The organism is Citrifermentans bemidjiense Bem (genome assembly GCF_000020725.1).
Taxonomy (GTDB): domain Bacteria; phylum Desulfobacterota; class Desulfuromonadia; order Geobacterales; family Geobacteraceae; genus Geomonas; species Geomonas bemidjiensis.
The window spans coordinates 4110452-4125744 of sequence record NC_011146.1 but is presented as its reverse complement, the minus strand read 5'-3'; the positions used below and the strand labels follow the sequence as shown (position 1 = coordinate 4125744).

General features: G+C 59.5%; 14 protein-coding genes. 8 read left to right on the top strand and 6 right to left on the bottom strand.

The window, feature by feature from the left end:
• Nucleotides 1–95: 95 nt before the first annotated feature.
• Both GBEM_RS18015 and GBEM_RS18010 read right to left on the bottom strand, forming a co-directional pair.
• Nucleotides 96–428, bottom strand: a complete 333-nt coding sequence (locus GBEM_RS18015; protein WP_012532037.1) for a DUF2845 domain-containing protein — start codon at nt 426–428, stop codon at nt 96–98.
• A 207-nt stretch (nt 429–635) separates the two neighbouring features.
• On the bottom strand, nt 636–1106 hold the full coding sequence (locus GBEM_RS18010) for a flavodoxin family protein (RefSeq protein ID WP_012532036.1): 471 nt from the start codon (nt 1104–1106) through the stop codon (nt 636–638).
• A gap of 210 nt (nt 1107–1316) precedes the next feature.
• Here GBEM_RS18010 and GBEM_RS18005 point away from each other — a divergent pair, with 210 nt between their 5' ends.
• The 4 genes from GBEM_RS18005 to GBEM_RS17990 all read left to right on the top strand — a co-directional run bounded on the left by GBEM_RS18005 (nt 1317) and on the right by GBEM_RS17990 (nt 4117).
• On the top strand, nt 1317–2171 hold the full coding sequence (locus GBEM_RS18005; RefSeq protein WP_012532035.1) for a formate/nitrite transporter family protein: 855 nt from the start codon (nt 1317–1319) through the stop codon (nt 2169–2171).
• 42 nt (nt 2172–2213) lie between these two features.
• Nucleotides 2214–2771, top strand: a complete 558-nt coding sequence (locus GBEM_RS18000) for a tetratricopeptide repeat protein (RefSeq protein WP_012532034.1) — start codon at nt 2214–2216, stop codon at nt 2769–2771.
• A gap of 91 nt (nt 2772–2862) precedes the next feature.
• Nucleotides 2863–3210 (top strand): membrane protein insertion efficiency factor YidD, encoded by a 348-nt coding sequence (gene yidD / locus GBEM_RS17995; RefSeq protein ID WP_226373892.1) that lies wholly within the window; start codon nt 2863–2865, stop codon nt 3208–3210.
• Nucleotides 3203–4117, top strand: a complete 915-nt coding sequence (locus GBEM_RS17990; RefSeq protein ID WP_012532032.1) for a tetratricopeptide repeat protein — start codon at nt 3203–3205, stop codon at nt 4115–4117. The genes yidD and GBEM_RS17990 overlap by 8 nt, the downstream gene beginning before the upstream one ends.
• Before the next feature lie 66 nt (nt 4118–4183).
• On the opposite strand, the gene GBEM_RS17985 is transcribed toward GBEM_RS17990, so the two are convergent.
• Both GBEM_RS17985 and GBEM_RS17980 read right to left on the bottom strand, forming a co-directional pair.
• Entirely contained in the window at nt 4184–4456 is a 273-nt protein-coding gene (locus GBEM_RS17985) for a hypothetical protein (protein WP_012532031.1), read from the bottom strand.
• A complete protein-coding gene (locus tag GBEM_RS17980; RefSeq protein WP_226373891.1) occupies nt 4453–5139 on the bottom strand; it encodes a LolA family protein in 687 nt (228 codons plus the stop codon). The genes GBEM_RS17985 and GBEM_RS17980 overlap by 4 nt, the downstream gene beginning before the upstream one ends.
• Before the next feature lie 399 nt (nt 5140–5538).
• Here GBEM_RS17980 and GBEM_RS17975 point away from each other — a divergent pair, with 399 nt between their 5' ends.
• Nucleotides 5539–7179, top strand: a complete 1641-nt coding sequence (locus tag GBEM_RS17975; RefSeq protein WP_012532029.1) for a methyl-accepting chemotaxis protein — start codon at nt 5539–5541, stop codon at nt 7177–7179.
• 19 nt (nt 7180–7198) lie between these two features.
• Here the strand turns inward: GBEM_RS17975 and GBEM_RS17970 are convergent, their stop codons facing one another.
• Nucleotides 7199–8254 (bottom strand): acyl-CoA thioesterase, encoded by a 1056-nt coding sequence (locus GBEM_RS17970; protein WP_012532028.1) that lies wholly within the window; start codon nt 8252–8254, stop codon nt 7199–7201.
• 194 nt (nt 8255–8448) lie between these two features.
• Complete coding sequence (locus GBEM_RS17965; protein ID WP_012532027.1) at nt 8449–9594, bottom strand: DEAD/DEAH box helicase; 1146 nt, start codon at nt 9592–9594, stop codon at nt 8449–8451.
• Between the two features lie 479 nt (nt 9595–10073).
• On the opposite strand from GBEM_RS17965, the gene GBEM_RS17960 reads away from it, so the two are divergent.
• The 3 genes from GBEM_RS17960 to GBEM_RS17950 all read left to right on the top strand — a co-directional run bounded on the left by GBEM_RS17960 (nt 10074) and on the right by GBEM_RS17950 (nt 14809).
• A complete protein-coding gene (locus GBEM_RS17960; RefSeq protein ID WP_012532026.1) occupies nt 10074–11849 on the top strand; it encodes a flavocytochrome c in 1776 nt (591 codons plus the stop codon).
• Nucleotides 11850–11919: 70 nt separating this feature from the next.
• The gene (locus tag GBEM_RS17955) at nt 11920–13173 is read left to right on the top strand and encodes an MFS transporter (RefSeq protein WP_012532025.1); all 1254 of its coding nucleotides are present in this window, start codon (nt 11920–11922) and stop codon (nt 13171–13173) included.
• Between the two features lie 130 nt (nt 13174–13303).
• A complete protein-coding gene (locus GBEM_RS17950) occupies nt 13304–14809 on the top strand; it encodes a B12-binding domain-containing radical SAM protein (RefSeq protein WP_012532024.1) in 1506 nt (501 codons plus the stop codon).
• Nucleotides 14810–15293: the final 484 nt, after the last annotated feature.

The following is a 15293-nucleotide window of genomic DNA, read 5'->3' as shown; positions in this document are numbered from 1 at the left end:
CCCTGGAACCTCGCTTGGTCCCCCCTCCCCTTGCGGGAGGGGGTTAGGGGGTGGGGGAAGGTGCTTTCGGCAGATCGCTCAAGCAGGAGCGAACCTCAGTAGCCGTACCCCAGGCTCTCGATCCTTTTCACCCGGCCGTCCTCGATGACCACCAGCTGCAGGAATTCCTGGGGGCCGAAGTTGAAGGTCCATTCATCGACGGTCACCGTGCTTGCCAGCGTCTTTTCCCTACCCCCATCGCGCACCTTCTCGAAGCGCTTCTCCTCTCTGCGTATCTTGGCCGCCGGTTCCCCGCACTTCGCCAGCACTTCCACCTGGTAATCGCCGTCCGAGACGATCCCCTTGGGGCAGATCATGGTGGGGTTTTCCGTCGCCCATGCCGGGAGGGCGAGCAAAAAGGACAGGGTTATCGCGCCTAAAAATCTCATCTGTTACTCCTCCTCTTAGCTCTTGTCAGCTGCATGGCCGCGAAAAAAGGCTCCCCTTCCCAAAGGGTCGTCGGAAAGCACCGGGGAAAGCCGCTCTTGATCCCCCCTCCCCTTGCGGGAGGGGGGACTCTTCTTGCCGGAATTCCCCGCTGAACCTTCGCAAAGCCATTGTCATGTTGTTAACGGTGCGACACCGCGCGGCCGGCGTTACGGCCTGTTGAGCAGCGAGCAGAAGGCGTCGCCCATGACCGCCACTTCCTTCTCTATGCGCTCATCGGGCGCGCCGATGGAGACCGGTCCGAAATGGCCGGCATCGGTCATTCCCTGAACGACGCAGCCGTGAATCAGGAACGCCTTCAGGATGTCGAGGACCACCAGGTCGCCGCCGCCGCCGATCATCCCCTCCGAGGTGAAAGCGGCCGCCGCCTTCCCGTTCAACTTCTTGTAGTACTTGATGCTGTCGTCGATGAACTTCTTCACCGGCCAGGCCATGGTCCCGAAGTAATTGGGGGAGCCGACCAGGAAGCCGTCGTAGGAGGGGAGGGTGTCGATATCCACGTCCTGGACCGCGATCAGGTCGGCCTGAACGCCGCGGGACTGGAGGTGGTCTGCTATCAGCTGGGCCATCTTGCGTGTGTTACCCGACTGCGAATAGTACGTCACCAGCGCCTTTTTCATATTGCCTCCTCGATATTGGGAATCTGGTTCTTGAACGGATGCTAACCTTACCCGCAAAAATCGTCTATTGGAAGCCAAAACTCCGGTGCCCAGTGTCTTGACAGCCCTGCCCTGCCGGGTAAACCCATATCTGGCCGTGATGGCGCGCGGCAGCGCAGGATATGCCGCGGCGGCAGCGCAACAGTGCCTGCCCGGCCAATCGGGGGCGTTATGAGCGAAAACGGCGAAAAATGGCAAAGGACCGTTGAGACCACGCCGGAGGAAGAGGCGAAGATCGAGGAAGCGACCAGTATCGGCGCGGTGGTGGTCCACGAGGCGGTCCGAAAGGAAGGGGAGACCGAGTTGCAGCGGCCGACCTCGGCGCTGGCGTGGTCGGGAGTGGCTGCGGGGCTCTCCATGGGGTTTTCCCTCTTCGCGGAGGGACTCTTGCACGCGCACCTTCCCGATCTTCCCTGGCGGCCGCTGGTCTCCAAGTTCGGCTACACCGTCGGCTTTCTCATCGTCATCCTGGGACGGCAGCAGCTCTTCACCGAGAACACCCTGACCGTGATCCTGCCGCTGCTGCACCGCCGCGACCTCGCCACCCTGCTGAACGTGGCCCGCCTTTGGAGCGTCGTCCTTGCCGCCAACCTGTTGGGAGTGTGGCTTTTCACCCTGGGGCTCAGGGAGCCGGTGTTCGATCCGGGCGTCCTGGAAAGCTTCAGGACTCTCGGGCGCGAAGCCATTGCTCCCGGCATCACCGCCGTCTTCTTCAAGGGGATCTTCGGGGGCTGGCTCATCGCCCTCATGGTTTGGCTGCTCCCGGGTTCCGCCAACTCTCGCCTGGCGACCATCGTCATCATCACTTATCTCGTCGGGCTCGGTAAGATGTCGCACATAGTGGCGGGATCGGCTGAGACCATGTACCTCGCCGTCGTCGGCGAGATCTCCTACCCGGGTTACCTGCTGGGTTACATGCTGCCGGTCTTGGCGGGGAACATCATCGGGGGGGTGGCCCTGGTGGCGGCGCTGAACCACGCCCAGGTGGTCTCCGGAAAGAAGAGGCGACGGGGACGCAGCGCCTGAGAAATAAGTTTACTCATTAGTCCGGATGGGGTAAAAGAGGGGATGCTTTACAAAGTTGCCATGACACTCCTCCTCACCATCTGGTTCTCTTCTTCCGCGCTCGGATACAGCGAGCCGTCAGCGCAGGATCTGGAACAGGAATTCAGCCGCTACAGCGAGCTCCTAAGAACCGACGGCAAAAACCCCCGCTACCTGAACGGGCTGGGCTTCGCCTGCTACCGTTTGAACCGGCTCCCCCAGGCCATCGAGGCCTACCAGAAGTCTCTTTCCTACGACCCGCAAGCCACCACCTTCAACAACCTCGGCGCGGCCTACCTGCGCCTCAAGCAATTTGAAAACGCCGAACATGCTTTCCGCAAGGCCCTGGAACTGGATTCCTCCGCGGTAAAGGCGGCTTACAACCTGGCCGTCGCCCTTTACCGGGAAGACCGTTTTTACGCAGCCTACCAGGCCTACCGCCAGGCCAAGCAGATAGACGCAGACTACGTGAAGAAACGGTTTGAAGCCTCGAACGCGCGGGACGAACTGCGCAAAGCGGTCCTGCAGATGTCCGACAAAGATGCGTCACGCCTGGCGCTTAGACGGCTTGAGGCCGAATAGCGTGCGCGCGTGGATACTTTGTCTGGCGGCTTTGGGTGCAGTCTTCTTTTGCGCCCCCTTTGCCTTTGGGGGAGAGTGGGGACCGTGGTCCGTGTTGCCGGCAGCGCCGGTCTTTGCGCAGCCGCAGCAGGCAGGGCGCCGGCAAGACCTGCCGAAATCGCGGTTCATCGACGCGCCGTTTCTCGGCCTGCTCAAGTTCTACCAGCTGTTCATCTCGCCCATGGACGGCGACCGTTGCCCCCTTTACCCCACCTGCTCGCAGTTCAGCATCCAGGCCATCCGGCGCCATGGTCCCGTTATCGGCGTTGTGATGACCGCAGACCGGCTCATGCACGAGGCGGATGAGAGCCGCCTTTCCCAGAAGGTAATGGTCGGCAGCCGCATCAGGGCTGTCGACACCCTCGATGACAACGATTTCTGGTGGTACAGACATGACTAGAACCATTGCCGCAGTTTTGCTGATCTTAGCCTGCAGCGTCGGCGCCACCTTTGCCGCGCCGCTGCAATTGACCGCGGAGAGCGCGCTCTCCTTTGGCGACCACCTCTTCGACGAGGGGGATTATTACCGCGCCATCTCGGAATACGAGCGCGTCCTTTACTTCTTCCCCGCCGAGCCGGCGGCGAAGGCGGCGCAGTACAAGATAGCGCTCTCGTACCTGAAAGGGGAGAAATGGGGGGCGGCGGTAGAGAAGTTCCGCACCCTGGCCGGGCGCTACCCCGAAGAGGAAACCGGCCGGAAGGCGTTGTTCATGGTGGGGGAGAGCTATTTCGCCAAAAAGGATTATGCTGCGGCGCTCGCAGCCTACCAGGAGTTCATAAGCCGCTACCCGCAGGAGACGCAGGCCGACGAGGCGCGCATGAAGATGGGGTGGTGCTACCTGTTGCAGGGGCAATGGGAGCAGGGGGCGGGGGCCTTTGGCGGCCTCCCCAAGGACTCCGCCCGGCACGAGGAAGGGATGCAACTTGCGAAAGCCGCCGGGCAATTCCCCTTGCTGCCGCGCAAGTCTCCCTCCCTTGCGGCGGGGCTGTCTGCCGTCCTGCCGGGCGCCGGCCAAATCTACGTCGAGCGCCCCAAGGATGCAGCCATCACCGTGCTCTTGAACGGCCTTTTTCTCTGGGGCGGGCTGGAGGCGATCCATAGGGGTAACAACGTAGCCGGCGGCATTCTCTTTGGCTTTGAATCGGGATGGTACATCGGCAACATCTACAACGCTGCCAGCAGCGCCCACAAGTACAACCGCAGCCGGGAAAGGGATTTCATCGACAAGCTGCAGGGTGAGTTCGGCATGTCTATTGGCCGCAACGAAAGCGGCAAACCCCTGCTGGCGCTCACCTTCCGCTACTAAAGACGCAAAAAAAGCGCCCGGCGGGGTTGCCGCGGGCGCCTTTTTACTGCCGGTTTCTTGCGCCGCCTAGGGTTTGCTCCAGAAGTCGAGACGGATGTCGTTGTCCGTTTTTCCTGCCGCGGCGTCGAACGCCGAGCTTACCTTCACCAGGCAGCAGATCTCGCCCAGAATGCACTCGCCCCAGGGGAAATTTCCCTTGAAATCGCGGTTGTACCACTCGCCCGAACCGGAGAAGACCATGGAGAGGACCGTTGCGGCCCCGGCATCCTTCGCAGCGGAAGCGAAGCTCGGGAAGGTCAACATGGAACAGAGAACTGCCAGATACACCAACTTTTTCATTTCTTTTCCTCCTGTTTGCTGGTTGCTATTTCAACTCCCGCAGGGAGCTCGAACCGAAAAACCTGATCTGCTATCGCCTCGTCGACCCTCACCTCGCTAAGGCTCAGCGCGGTCTTGTAAAATCCGTCGGGGGCGCGGGTGGTGGACGCGATCTCCCGCGGCAGCCAGAACCCGGGAGCCGCCTGGTACAGGGACGACGCTTCCGTGCGCAGGACCAGCTCCCCGTCCGCGTCGTAGATTTCCGTCTTGAGCGGCACCGCTTTTTCCTGGTCGATGTAGACCTGGTAGCGCGGGTTCGCCCCTTCCACCAGCCATGCCTTGTTGTCCCCCACGCGCGCCGGTGTCACCTTCACCGCCCGGCGCAGCATCTCCTGGTAGTTCCCGAGCCTCAGCCCGTCGACCGACACCCGTCCGAACGCCCCGCTCAGCACCATGGCCCGCTTCTGCGGCGAAAGAGAGGCCAGTTCCGTTTTAAGTGCCTTGCCTGCTGAAGGGAGATATTCCAGAAGATAAGCGCCGTCGGTCACGATCAGCCTGTTGTAAGGCTCAAGGTAGTCGATGCGGACCTTGTCGGGAGACTTGAAGCGGAAGAGCCACCTGTCGCCGGCGGCCTGATGTTTCGAGGTGGAGAATCTTTTGACCGAGTAGGAGATCGATTGCAGCCTGACGAATCTGTCTTCCACGCTTTTGAATAGCTCAGCAGCTGAAGGAGCTTCATTTGCTCCAGCTATCTGAGGCTGATGCAAACAAGCAGTGCAGAAGATGAAGAGTATCAGTTTGCGTAAGTTCATTACAAGTTCTGTATCATTTGGAGGCAAGATTGTCAAAAGCATAGTGTTATTGATAAATTATTTGTGATTGCAAATGTATGTGCGCTTATTGTGGCGCTGCATCGCGACGTTATACACAATCGCCTTCGCGCTGCGTCACCGTTCAACAGAGGACAATGCCGCAAGATCAACAGTTTTCGCCTTGCCAGCAGTGTCTTTTCCTTTTTGAACTAAACTTTTAGGGCGAAGTTCCGACAAGAGAAGTTTGGTTCACTTTGACGTCAACGCGAAATCGAAGGGGAGGAGTTGTGCATGAAGAGCTATAAGGACTGGGGTATTTTTTCTAAGATCGTGAGTCTTTCTTTGCTGTCATGGCTGGTGCTGGTGCTGGCTGCGACATTCATCATGGTTCCCTATATCAGGGAACTGCTGATTTCCGAGAAAAAGGATTCGGTCCGGTTCCTTGTTGAAGAGGCGTCCACCATACTTGCCAACTACCAGAAACAGGTCGATGCCGGGGCGCTCTCCAAAGAAGAGGCGCAGAAGCGGGCCGCCTTCGACATAAAGGTGCTGCGCTACGACGGCAAGGAGTATTTCTTCATAAGCGACCTCGACAACCGTCTCATAGCTCATCCGCTGCGTCCCGAAAACGAAGGGAAGGACATGAGCTCGTTCAAGGACGCGGACGGGAAATTGATCTACCGTGAGTTCACCAAGGCGGCGTCGGGTGAGAAAGGTGCGGGTTTCGTCGAGTATCGCCAGCTCAAACCGAAAGAGTCCAAGCCGCAGCCAAAACTCAGCTACACCAAACTCTTCAAGCCGTGGGGATGGGTGGTCGGGACCGGCATCTATATCAACAAAGTGGACGAGGACATGGGGAGAGTCAGGTTGGCGATTGGGCTGGGCCTTCTGGGCGTCTTGGGCTTGAGCGTCTTACTGGCCTTTATGGTTTCGCGCACCATCACCGGGCCGGTCAAGGAGGTGGTGGACAGCATAAAGGACATCGCGCAGGGGGACGGGGATCTAACCAAGCGCTTGCCGATCCACGGCGACAACGAAATAGGCGACCTGTGCGTCTGGTTCAACACCTTCGTAAGCAAGCTGCACGGCGTCATCTCGCAGGTATCCGACAGTGCGATTCAGCTCTCCTCGTCCTCGGTCGAACTGCAGGCAAGCTCCAGGGGTATGTCGGAGAGCATCGCGACACTTTCCTCGCAATCGACGTCGCTTGCGACAGCCGGCGAAGAGATGTCCGCCACCTCTTCGGACATAGCCGGCAGCTGCCATCTGGCTGCGGACAACGCAGCCGGGGCGTCAGGCAAGGCATCGGAAGGGGCAGGGATCGTGGGACAATCCATTTCGGTCATGCAAGCCATTGCCGCTCGGGTCAAAAACGCCGCCGAGAACGTGGGGCAGCTGGGGAGCCGGTCGGACCAGATTGGCGCCATCGTCGGGACCATAGAGGACATCGCCGATCAGACCAACCTGCTGGCCCTAAACGCGGCGATCGAAGCGGCGCGTGCCGGTGAGCAGGGGCGCGGTTTCGCGGTGGTCGCTGACGAAGTGCGAGCCCTTGCGGAGCGGACCACCCGCGCCACCAAGGAAATCGGGGAGATGATAAAGTCGATCCAGAAGGAAACCAGGGACGCGGTGCAGACGATGGAGCAGAGCGTGGTAGAGGTGGAGCAGGGGAGCAACCATGCCGCCGCCTCGGGGAACTCATTGCAGGAGATTTTGGAGATCATCACCGCCGTCACGGAACAGATAAGCCAGATTGCCACTGCCGCCGAGGAGCAGACCTCCACCACCCGGGAAATCAGCCATAACGTCTTGAGCCTCAACGAGCTTGCACATCAGAACAGCAGCGCCATCGACGAGGCCGCTAAAGCCGCCACCGGGGTAGCCAGGCAAGCCGAAGAGCTGCAGAGGTTGGTGCATCAGTTCAAGCTGTAACCGGGGGAGCGGCTGGCGTTCAATCCACTCTCTGCCGGTAGGCGTTCAGGAACCTGGCATCCTCCGCGTAGGTGACCGGGTAGATGAAAGGTACGGTCATTGGTTCCATCTCGTTGCCGACGTTGCGGAAGGTGAAGAGGCATGAATTGGAAAGGGCCTTGTTGTGGGCGTCGCGGCTGAAGCGTTCTATGTCGGACTGCACGGTGATGGTGGTCTTCCCGGTGAAAACCACCCGGGCGGTGAACTTCAACTGGTCCCCCAGAAGCACCGGCTGGTTGAAGTTGATGCGGTTCACCTGGCAGGGGACCACCCGGTTCGGAGTCACCATTTCGGCGGCGAGGGCGGCGAGCTCGTAGGCCTTGCGGGTCAGGTACCCGCCGAAGATCGTCTTCGGCACGTTCTCCTGCTCGGGATAGGCCCGAAGGGCGCTTTCCAGCACGAGCGACCCGGCGCGAACGCCGTCGAAGTCGACAGACTCCTGTTCCTTGTGCAGCTTTTTCAGCAGGAGGTACTCCTCCAGGGAGGGCATTTCCTCGGCCTTCACCAGACTTTCCCGGTACGCCTGGCGCCGCTGCTCTGCCTTTTGGTGCCTTTTCTGCTCTACCGGCTGCCTGTAGTCGAGCGGGGGGAGCGTCAGGCTCTTTGCTTCTTTGCTGTCCGCCGAGCGGGCTACCATGGTGAAGTAGCAGCTCGCCAGGTGGCTTGAACAGGTCCCCAGGCACTCAACCCGGATCCCCACCTCCATCGAAGATTTCCCCACATGGTTTATCTGCGCCGAAAAAACAAGATCATGCGTGGTGTCGGCTGGGTTTCTCACCACGATGTTGTCTATGGCGGCGGTCACCACCCGTGCGTCGGGATAGAACTGGTTCACGTACCCGAGCGCCGTGTTTTCGGCGACCTTGTCCAGTACTTCGAGAAGCTTCCCGAATCTTATATTCCCCGGCATGTCGCCGTCCTTGGCCAGAAAGCGCCGTGCCAGCACCCGGTCCGTCGAGAAGGGGAGCACGAACAGGTAGCGTGTTTCGTGAGGTGTCAGTTGGAGGACCTCATTTTTATTCGTTTCATCGCTCACTCTAGTCACCATCCTTTTCGCAGGTAGCAAGATCCATAGAAGGTACCACAAGTTTAAGCTGTTAGCATTTCAGGCGCACTGTCATAGACAATTATCCATTCAGTCTCCTGTTTTGCCCAACCGTGCACGGCATAACCATCTACAGCGGCAAGCTCTAAAAGAGCACCACGCTCTGCCGAATTACGGCGGAAACTCTAATAGGCAGAGAGATCGAGCTCCGCAGTGTCGATACGGGGAAGCCGTTGCCCGAGCCGTTTCTCGATCACCTTGAAGTGCGCCAGATCTTCCGGGCAAAGGAGCGTCACGGCGACCCCGGCCGTTTCGGCCCGGCCGGTTCTCCCGATGCGGTGCTGATAATCGATGGGAGACCGGGGAAGTTCATAGTTGACCACATGCGGAAGGTACTGTACGTCGATGCCGCGGGAGGCGAGGTCCGTTGCGACCAGCACCCGAAGCTCGCCGGATTTGAACCTGGCCAAGGCGGAGGTCCTGCCGCCCTGGCTCATGCCGCTGTGAAAGGTGGAGGCGCTGATCCCGTTGGCGACGAGCTTCCTGGTGACGTTGTCGGCGCGCTTTTGCGACGAAGCGAAGACCAGCACCTGTTTCCAGTCTCCGCTTTTGATCAGATACCTGAGCAGGGGGCCCTTGCGGCTTGAGTCCACCAGGTAAATCTGCTGGGTAATCAGCTGCGCTTCGGTTGCCGTCGCCTCGATTTCTATCCGCATCGGGTCGGTCAACAGGCTCGCCGCCAGCCGCTCAACCTCCGGGGGGAAGGTGGCTGAAAAGAGCAGGTTCTGACGTTTGGACGGGAGCAGGGCGAGGATCTGCTGCAGTTCCTCTTGAAAGTCCTCCGCGTAAAGCCGGTCGGCTTCGTCAAGAACCAGGGTGGCGACGGAGGAAAGCTGCACGCTGTTTTGGGCCACGAGTTCGATTAGCCGTCCCGGAGTGGCGATGAGCAGCTCTATCCCTTTCAAAAGTATCATCTGGGGGTTGATGGCGACCCCGCCGAAGACCGCGCCGGTCTTGACCCGAGGCTTCAGATGCCCCCCGAGCTGTTTCGCGACCTCCTCGATCTGGGCGGCGAGTTCGCGCGTAGGCACCAGGATCAACGCACTGAGCCTGCGCCGCTCCCCCGCATCCCGGCAATGGATGAGTTGCAGCAGCGGGAGGATGAAGCTCGCCGTTTTACCCGATCCGGTCCTGGCGATGGCGATCACATCCCTTCCCTTTAAAACGGCCGGAATCACCTTGCTCTGGATGGGGTAGGGACGCTTGTATTCAGGCTGCTCCGCGATCGCGCTCAACAGTTCGGGGTGCAGGCCAAGGGATGCAAATGACATAATAAAACTCCTGTACCTAAAAGAAAAACCACAGGAAGAGCCTGTGGTCCGCCTGCATCTTATAGCATGTAGTTGCGCACTGTCACAATCTCTTTAAGAACCATCCGGCGCCCTCACAACTGGAAACCCCTTATGAATCTCGGGCACAAAACTCACTCAAACAGCTCCGCGTACGAAATGGTATAGCCGGAGGTTATGGTCATAACCTTCTGCCCAAAACAGCTAAGCCACCGGAATTGCAGCGTATCGTCCGCTGTCGGCACTGCCGTTCCATAACCTTTGGTTATTGCACTTCTCTCGTATATTCCGCTTCACTCTCATTCACAAATGGTGCAATTTCAATACATTATCACATACTTCCTTTGTTGGCATTCCTCGTGCTCAACCAGAAAGTCCGTTGGCTTCTGACAGTTTGAGATAGTTGAAGTCCTGCCGAGGCAGGGGCGTTGGCCCTGGACGACATGCAAAGGAGAAATATGATGAGACTTTCGAGGTTCGGCTTTTTGATGGCGGCAATGATGGTGGTGGCGTCGGCGACGGCACTGTGGGGCGGTAACGCGGAGAATCTGGCAAAAGCCCACGTGGGCAAAGCGACTTGTGCCGACTGCCACGGCAGCGCGAAGAAGGTCGTGGTGGATGACTCGGAAGCCGCCGTGAACGCCAAGTGCATCAATTGCCACGGAACGCTGGCCGAATTGGGGAAGAATTCCCACGAAGAGGTTAACCCCCATAAGTCGCACCTGGGAGAGATTAACTGTACCGCCTGCCATCATGGCCACACGGCTTCGTGGGCTTACTGTATGAACTGCCATGCTTTCGATATGAAGATTCCCGGTGGCGGGGCGACGGCTCACAAGTCCGCCGCGCCTGTTTCGACCGCCAAACGTAAACCGGTCAAGCGCACCGAACAGGCCGACGTTGTGGTCATAGGCGCCGGCGCGGCAGGCTTTACCGCGGCCATCACCGCGCATGATGCCGGCGCCAAGGTGGTCATTATCGAGAAGCAGCCCATCACCGGCGGCAACAGCATGCTGGCGGCCGGCGGCATGAACGCCGCTGAGACGTCGGTCCAGAAGGAAAAGGGAATCGCCGACTCCGTCGACCTCATGTACAAGGACACCATGACCGGAGGGGGGAATCTCAACGATCCGGCCCTAGCCATGGTGCTTGCCAAGAATTCCGCCTCGTCCGTTGACTGGCTCACCGGGCTCGGCGCCGACCTGAGCGACGTAGGGCGCATGGGGGGCGCCAGCGTCAACCGCACTCATCGTCCCAAGGGCGGCTCAGCGGTGGGCGCGCAGGTCATCGACGTTCTACGCAGAAACGCAGCGCAGCGCAAGATCGACACCCGCGTCAACAGCAAGGTGGTCAAAATCGTTGAAGACGGTAAGGGGAGGGTGACCGGAGTCCAGGTGGAAGGAAAACACAGCGGCCTTTACACCATCAAGGCAAAGGCCGTGATCATCGCTGCGGGTGGATTCTCGGCCAACGCAGAGAAAGTCGCCTACCTTCGACCGGAATACAAAGGGATGACCACCTCCAACCAGCCGGGTGCGACCGGCGACGGCATCGATCTGGGCGCTGCTGCCGGCGCAGAACTGAAGGACATGAAGGAGATCCAGATTCATCCCACCGTCGCTGCCGCAAGCCGTACCCTGATCACCGAGGCGGTGCGCGGCAATGGCGCCATCCTGGTGAACCACGAAGGAAAGCGCTTCGTTAACGAATTGACCACCCGCGACAAGGCATCCGCCGCCATATTGGCCCAGTCCGGCAAGTCCGCCTATCTCGTCTTCGACGAAGGGGTAAGGAAGAGCCTCAAGCAGATCGACGGCTATTTCCATCTGAACCTTGTGCAGGAAGGGGCCAGCATCCAGGAACTCGCCGACAAGATCAAGATGCCGGCCGGGACGCTGGAGGCGACCATTGCCGCCTACAATAAGGCGTACGAGGCGAAGAACGATCCCGAATTCAAGCGCGCCGACCTGCCGCGACCGCTTCAAACCGCCAAGTACTACGCCATCGAGGTGAAACCGGGGGTGCATTACACCATGGGTGGGCTCAAGATCACCACGGATAGCGAGGTGATAGCCAAGGATGGCAAACCGATCAAGGGGCTTTTCGCCGCAGGAGAGGGTACTGGCGGGGTTCATGGCAAGAACCGGCTGGGTGGAAACTCCATCTCGCAGACCATCACCTTCGGCAGGATAGCGGGGGCAAACGCAGCCAAGGTCGCCAAAACAGCTAGCCGCTAGCAGCTCGCCTTATCTCAACCAGCTACAGACACCCCCCCTCCCGCAAGGAGGGGGGGAACCAGGCAATGTCATGAGTAACGCTACAGCAGAGCCGCAACTGTTGCGCGACAGCAATTATCGCATCTTCTGGATGGGGCAGAGTGTGTCATGGCTTGGGTGCGTGACGCAGTCGGTCGCCCAGGGGTGGCTGGTGTGGTCCCTGACAAAGTCTCCGGGGCAGCTTGCGCTGACCGCAGTCATGACATCGTTGCCGGCGCTTCTCTTCAGCCTTCTCGGCGGTGTCATTGCGGATCGCTTCGACAAGCGGGTGCTGCTCATGACCACACAAGCAGCATCCTTGATACCCGCCTCCTTGCTGGGTCTTCTGACCGCTTGCGGTGAGATCACCGTATCCCAGGTCTTGGCACTCGCGTTTCTCCAGGCGACCTTGCAAGCCCTGGAGTTGCCGGCACGACACGCATTCCTTTCCGAACTGGTCCCAGTTGGCCGGCTCAGCCAAGCAGTCTCCCTGAACGCAGTCTCCTTCAACGCCACACGCCTGATCGGCCCAGCGATAGCCGGTTTCACCATGGCAGCTTTCGGCACGGCCCCTTGCTTCTTCATAAACGCCTCCAGCTTCCTGGTCGGTATGCTGTCCCTTCTCTTCGTGCAGTCCGCGGGAGGGGAGAACCTTGAAGGCAAAAGGCCGGGGCGCCTTCCGCTTGCCGACCTCTGTGAGGGCTTTCGCTTTGTGCTGAACGACAGGGAGGTCCGGCCGCTGCTGCTACAGGTGGCCCTGGTCGGCTTGCTGGGGATCCCTTTCGTGCCGCTGCTCCCGGTGTTCGCCGATACGTTGGGAGTCGGAGCTCGGGGGCTTGGAGTGATGTCGGCCTGTGCCGGTGGCGGGTCGCTGCTCGCCGCAGTGGCATTGTCGTGGGCGCGGGAGATCCGGGCGCGGAAAGAAGTCGCCGCATCGGCAGCGATGCTATTTGCGGCAGCCTTGCTGGTATTCTCCCGCTCGGAGCACTATCCCCTGACCTTATTTGCCTTGGCCCTGGCAGGAGGGGCTCTGGTGGTATTTCTTGCGCTGGTAAATCGCACCCTGCAGCAGAGTTCCCCCGGCCACATGCGTGGAAGAGTCATGGCCGCCTACAGCTTGGCGCTCATCGGGACCGCCCCGCTGGGAACAGCCCTGGTGGGGGCCCTGGCCGCAATGCTCGGGACTGCCTGGGCACTCTCCTTTAGTTCCTCTCTTTGTCTTGCCGCCATCGTGCTGAGTCACTTTCACAGCGGACGGGGTGCAGGCGAAACCGGATGCCTCACAGCGGCTGAGGGCAAACCGTGAATCAAGTTAGCGGAATTGACTTGATCCTGACTAAAGTTAAACTGCCCCAATGCTATGTGTCATGATAACCCCCCGGCAGGCCCTCACATCTTGAAGCGCGAAAATTCGGGCAGGCTCCCAAGAGGCGAAAATGAAGGTTCTACTGGTTTATCCCAAGTACCCCGATACCTATTGGAGTTTCCGCCACGCCATGCCGTTTATCGGCAAGAAAGCGGCGTTTCCTCCTCTGGGGCTTCTTACTGTCGCAGCGATGCTCCCGCAGAGTTGGGAAATGAGGCTGATCGACCTCAACGTCGAGCCGCTCTCCGACGCCGACATCTTCCGGGCCGACTACGTATTCGTTAGCGCCATGACCGTGCAGAGGGAGTCCGCACGGCAAGTTCTGTCACGATGCCGCGACATGCGGGTCAAGACCGTTGCCGGCGGTCCGCTTTTTTCCACCTGCCACGACGAATTCCCGGAGGCGAACCACCTCCTTTTGGGCGAGGCCGAGGAGACCTTGCCCCGATTCCTGGCGGACCTGGACAAAGAGGCGCCGCAGCGGCTTTATCGCCCCGAGGGACGCCCCGACCTCTCCAGCACGCCGATCCCCAAATGGTCCCTTATCGACATGCGCCACTATGCTTCCATGAATATTCAGTACTCCCGCGGCTGTCCCTTCGACTGCGAGTTCTGCGACATCACCCAGCTCTTCGGCCATAGGCCCAGGACCAAGAATCCGGAACAAGTGATTGCCGAGTTGGAGGCGCTCTATGCGGCGGGGTGGCGCGGCGGGGTCTTCTTCGTGGACGACAACTTCATCGGCGACAAAGGGAAGCTGAAAAAGGAAGTTCTCCCGGCGATACTGTCCTGGATGAAGGTCCGCGGGTACCCCTTCTTCTTCTATACCGAGGCTTCCATAAACCTTGCCGACGACCCGCAGCTCATAGAAATGATGGTCGCCGCGGGGTTCCAGGAGGTCTTCATCGGGATCGAGAGTCCCGAAGAGGATTCGCTGAAGGAGACCGGAAAGCTCCAGAACTACAACCGCGATCTGGTGGCCTCCGTGCATTATCTCCAGCGGGCCGGGCTTCAGGTGCAGGGTGGCTTCATCGTCGGTTTCGACAGCGACTCGCCGGCCATCTTCGAGAAACAGTTCCGCTTCATCCAGGAAAGCGGCATCGTCACCGCCATGGTGGGGGTACTGATGGTCCTTCGGGGCACCAAGCTCTATAACCGCCTCTGCCGCGAGGGAAGAATCATAAGCACGTGCAGCGGGAACAACACCGATACCGCCCTCACCTATATTCCCAAAATGGGGCCGGAGGTGCTGATCGAAGGGTACCAGCGCCTGATGAGGACCATCTACTCCCCCGAGCATTTCTATGCACGGCTGATGACCTTCCTGAAACAGTACCGGCTTTTGGGACCCTCCCCCTTTTCCATGCTGCAGCGGCGCGATATCAGGGCCTTCTTTCGCTCCGTGCTTTTCCTGGGGATTCTCGGCAAGGAGCGGCTGCACTACTGGAAGATTTTCCTGTGGACCCTCGTCAGGAAACCGCGGCTTCTCCCGTTGACCATAACCCTCACCATCTATGGTTTTCATTTCCGTACCGTAGCGGAAGAAATCTGCGGCTCCCACGGCAGAGACCGGTAAGACGGCGGCAAACCGGGCACGAAGTGAGAGCCCATCCGGCGCCGACGGCTCATCGCCATTCTTGCTTCTTCTTCACCCTGCCATGACCCACAACTCGGCCTTCTTAACCATACGCGGCTGCATCATCCGATGCAGTCGCGTTTTAGTCTCCGCCGCAACCACTCCCTGTCAGCCCATCGTTCGCTACCAGCGGCAGGAATGGGAAAGCCTTCCCTTTTCTGGCCACGACCAACCCGTTCAAAAGTGATCCCAATCAAAATTAATTTCCATTGATGTTGGTCTGCTGTGCGTGCTAATCTGCTGCGCGGTTTCCATTACGGATGTGCCCGGAGAAAAGTCCCTTGTTCGAGCGACGAAACAATCGAAGCAAACTCAAATGACGGGTGGCAGCGACAACAGACCGCAGCCAGTCCTGAAGTGAGGGTGAGAGATGTCATGCGCGAGCATGTTGAAACAGACAACCAAATCAGCCCTGCTTGAGAAG

Bases quoted from the DNA above. Each gene is read 5' to 3' on its own strand.
- GBEM_RS18015 (WP_012532037.1), bottom strand. From the start codon at position 428: ATGAGATTTTTAGGCGCGATAACCCTGTCCTTTTTGCTCGCCCTCCCG.
- GBEM_RS18010 (WP_012532036.1), bottom strand. From the start codon at position 1,106: ATGAAAAAGGCGCTGGTGACGTACTATTCGCAGTCGGGTAACACACGC.
- GBEM_RS18005 (WP_012532035.1), top strand. From the start codon at position 1,317: ATGAGCGAAAACGGCGAAAAATGGCAAAGGACCGTTGAGACCACGCCG.
- GBEM_RS18000 (WP_012532034.1), top strand. From the start codon at position 2,214: ATGCTTTACAAAGTTGCCATGACACTCCTCCTCACCATCTGGTTCTCT.
- GBEM_RS17990 (WP_012532032.1), top strand. From the start codon at position 3,203: ATGACTAGAACCATTGCCGCAGTTTTGCTGATCTTAGCCTGCAGCGTC.
- GBEM_RS17985 (WP_012532031.1), bottom strand. From the start codon at position 4,456: ATGAAAAAGTTGGTGTATCTGGCAGTTCTCTGTTCCATGTTGACCTTC.
- GBEM_RS17975 (WP_012532029.1), top strand. From the start codon at position 5,539: ATGAAGAGCTATAAGGACTGGGGTATTTTTTCTAAGATCGTGAGTCTT.
- GBEM_RS17965 (WP_012532027.1), bottom strand. From the start codon at position 9,594: ATGTCATTTGCATCCCTTGGCCTGCACCCCGAACTGTTGAGCGCGATC.
- GBEM_RS17960 (WP_012532026.1), top strand. From the start codon at position 10,074: ATGAGACTTTCGAGGTTCGGCTTTTTGATGGCGGCAATGATGGTGGTG.
- GBEM_RS17955 (WP_012532025.1), top strand. From the start codon at position 11,920: ATGAGTAACGCTACAGCAGAGCCGCAACTGTTGCGCGACAGCAATTAT.
- GBEM_RS17950 (WP_012532024.1), top strand. From the start codon at position 13,304: ATGAAGGTTCTACTGGTTTATCCCAAGTACCCCGATACCTATTGGAGT.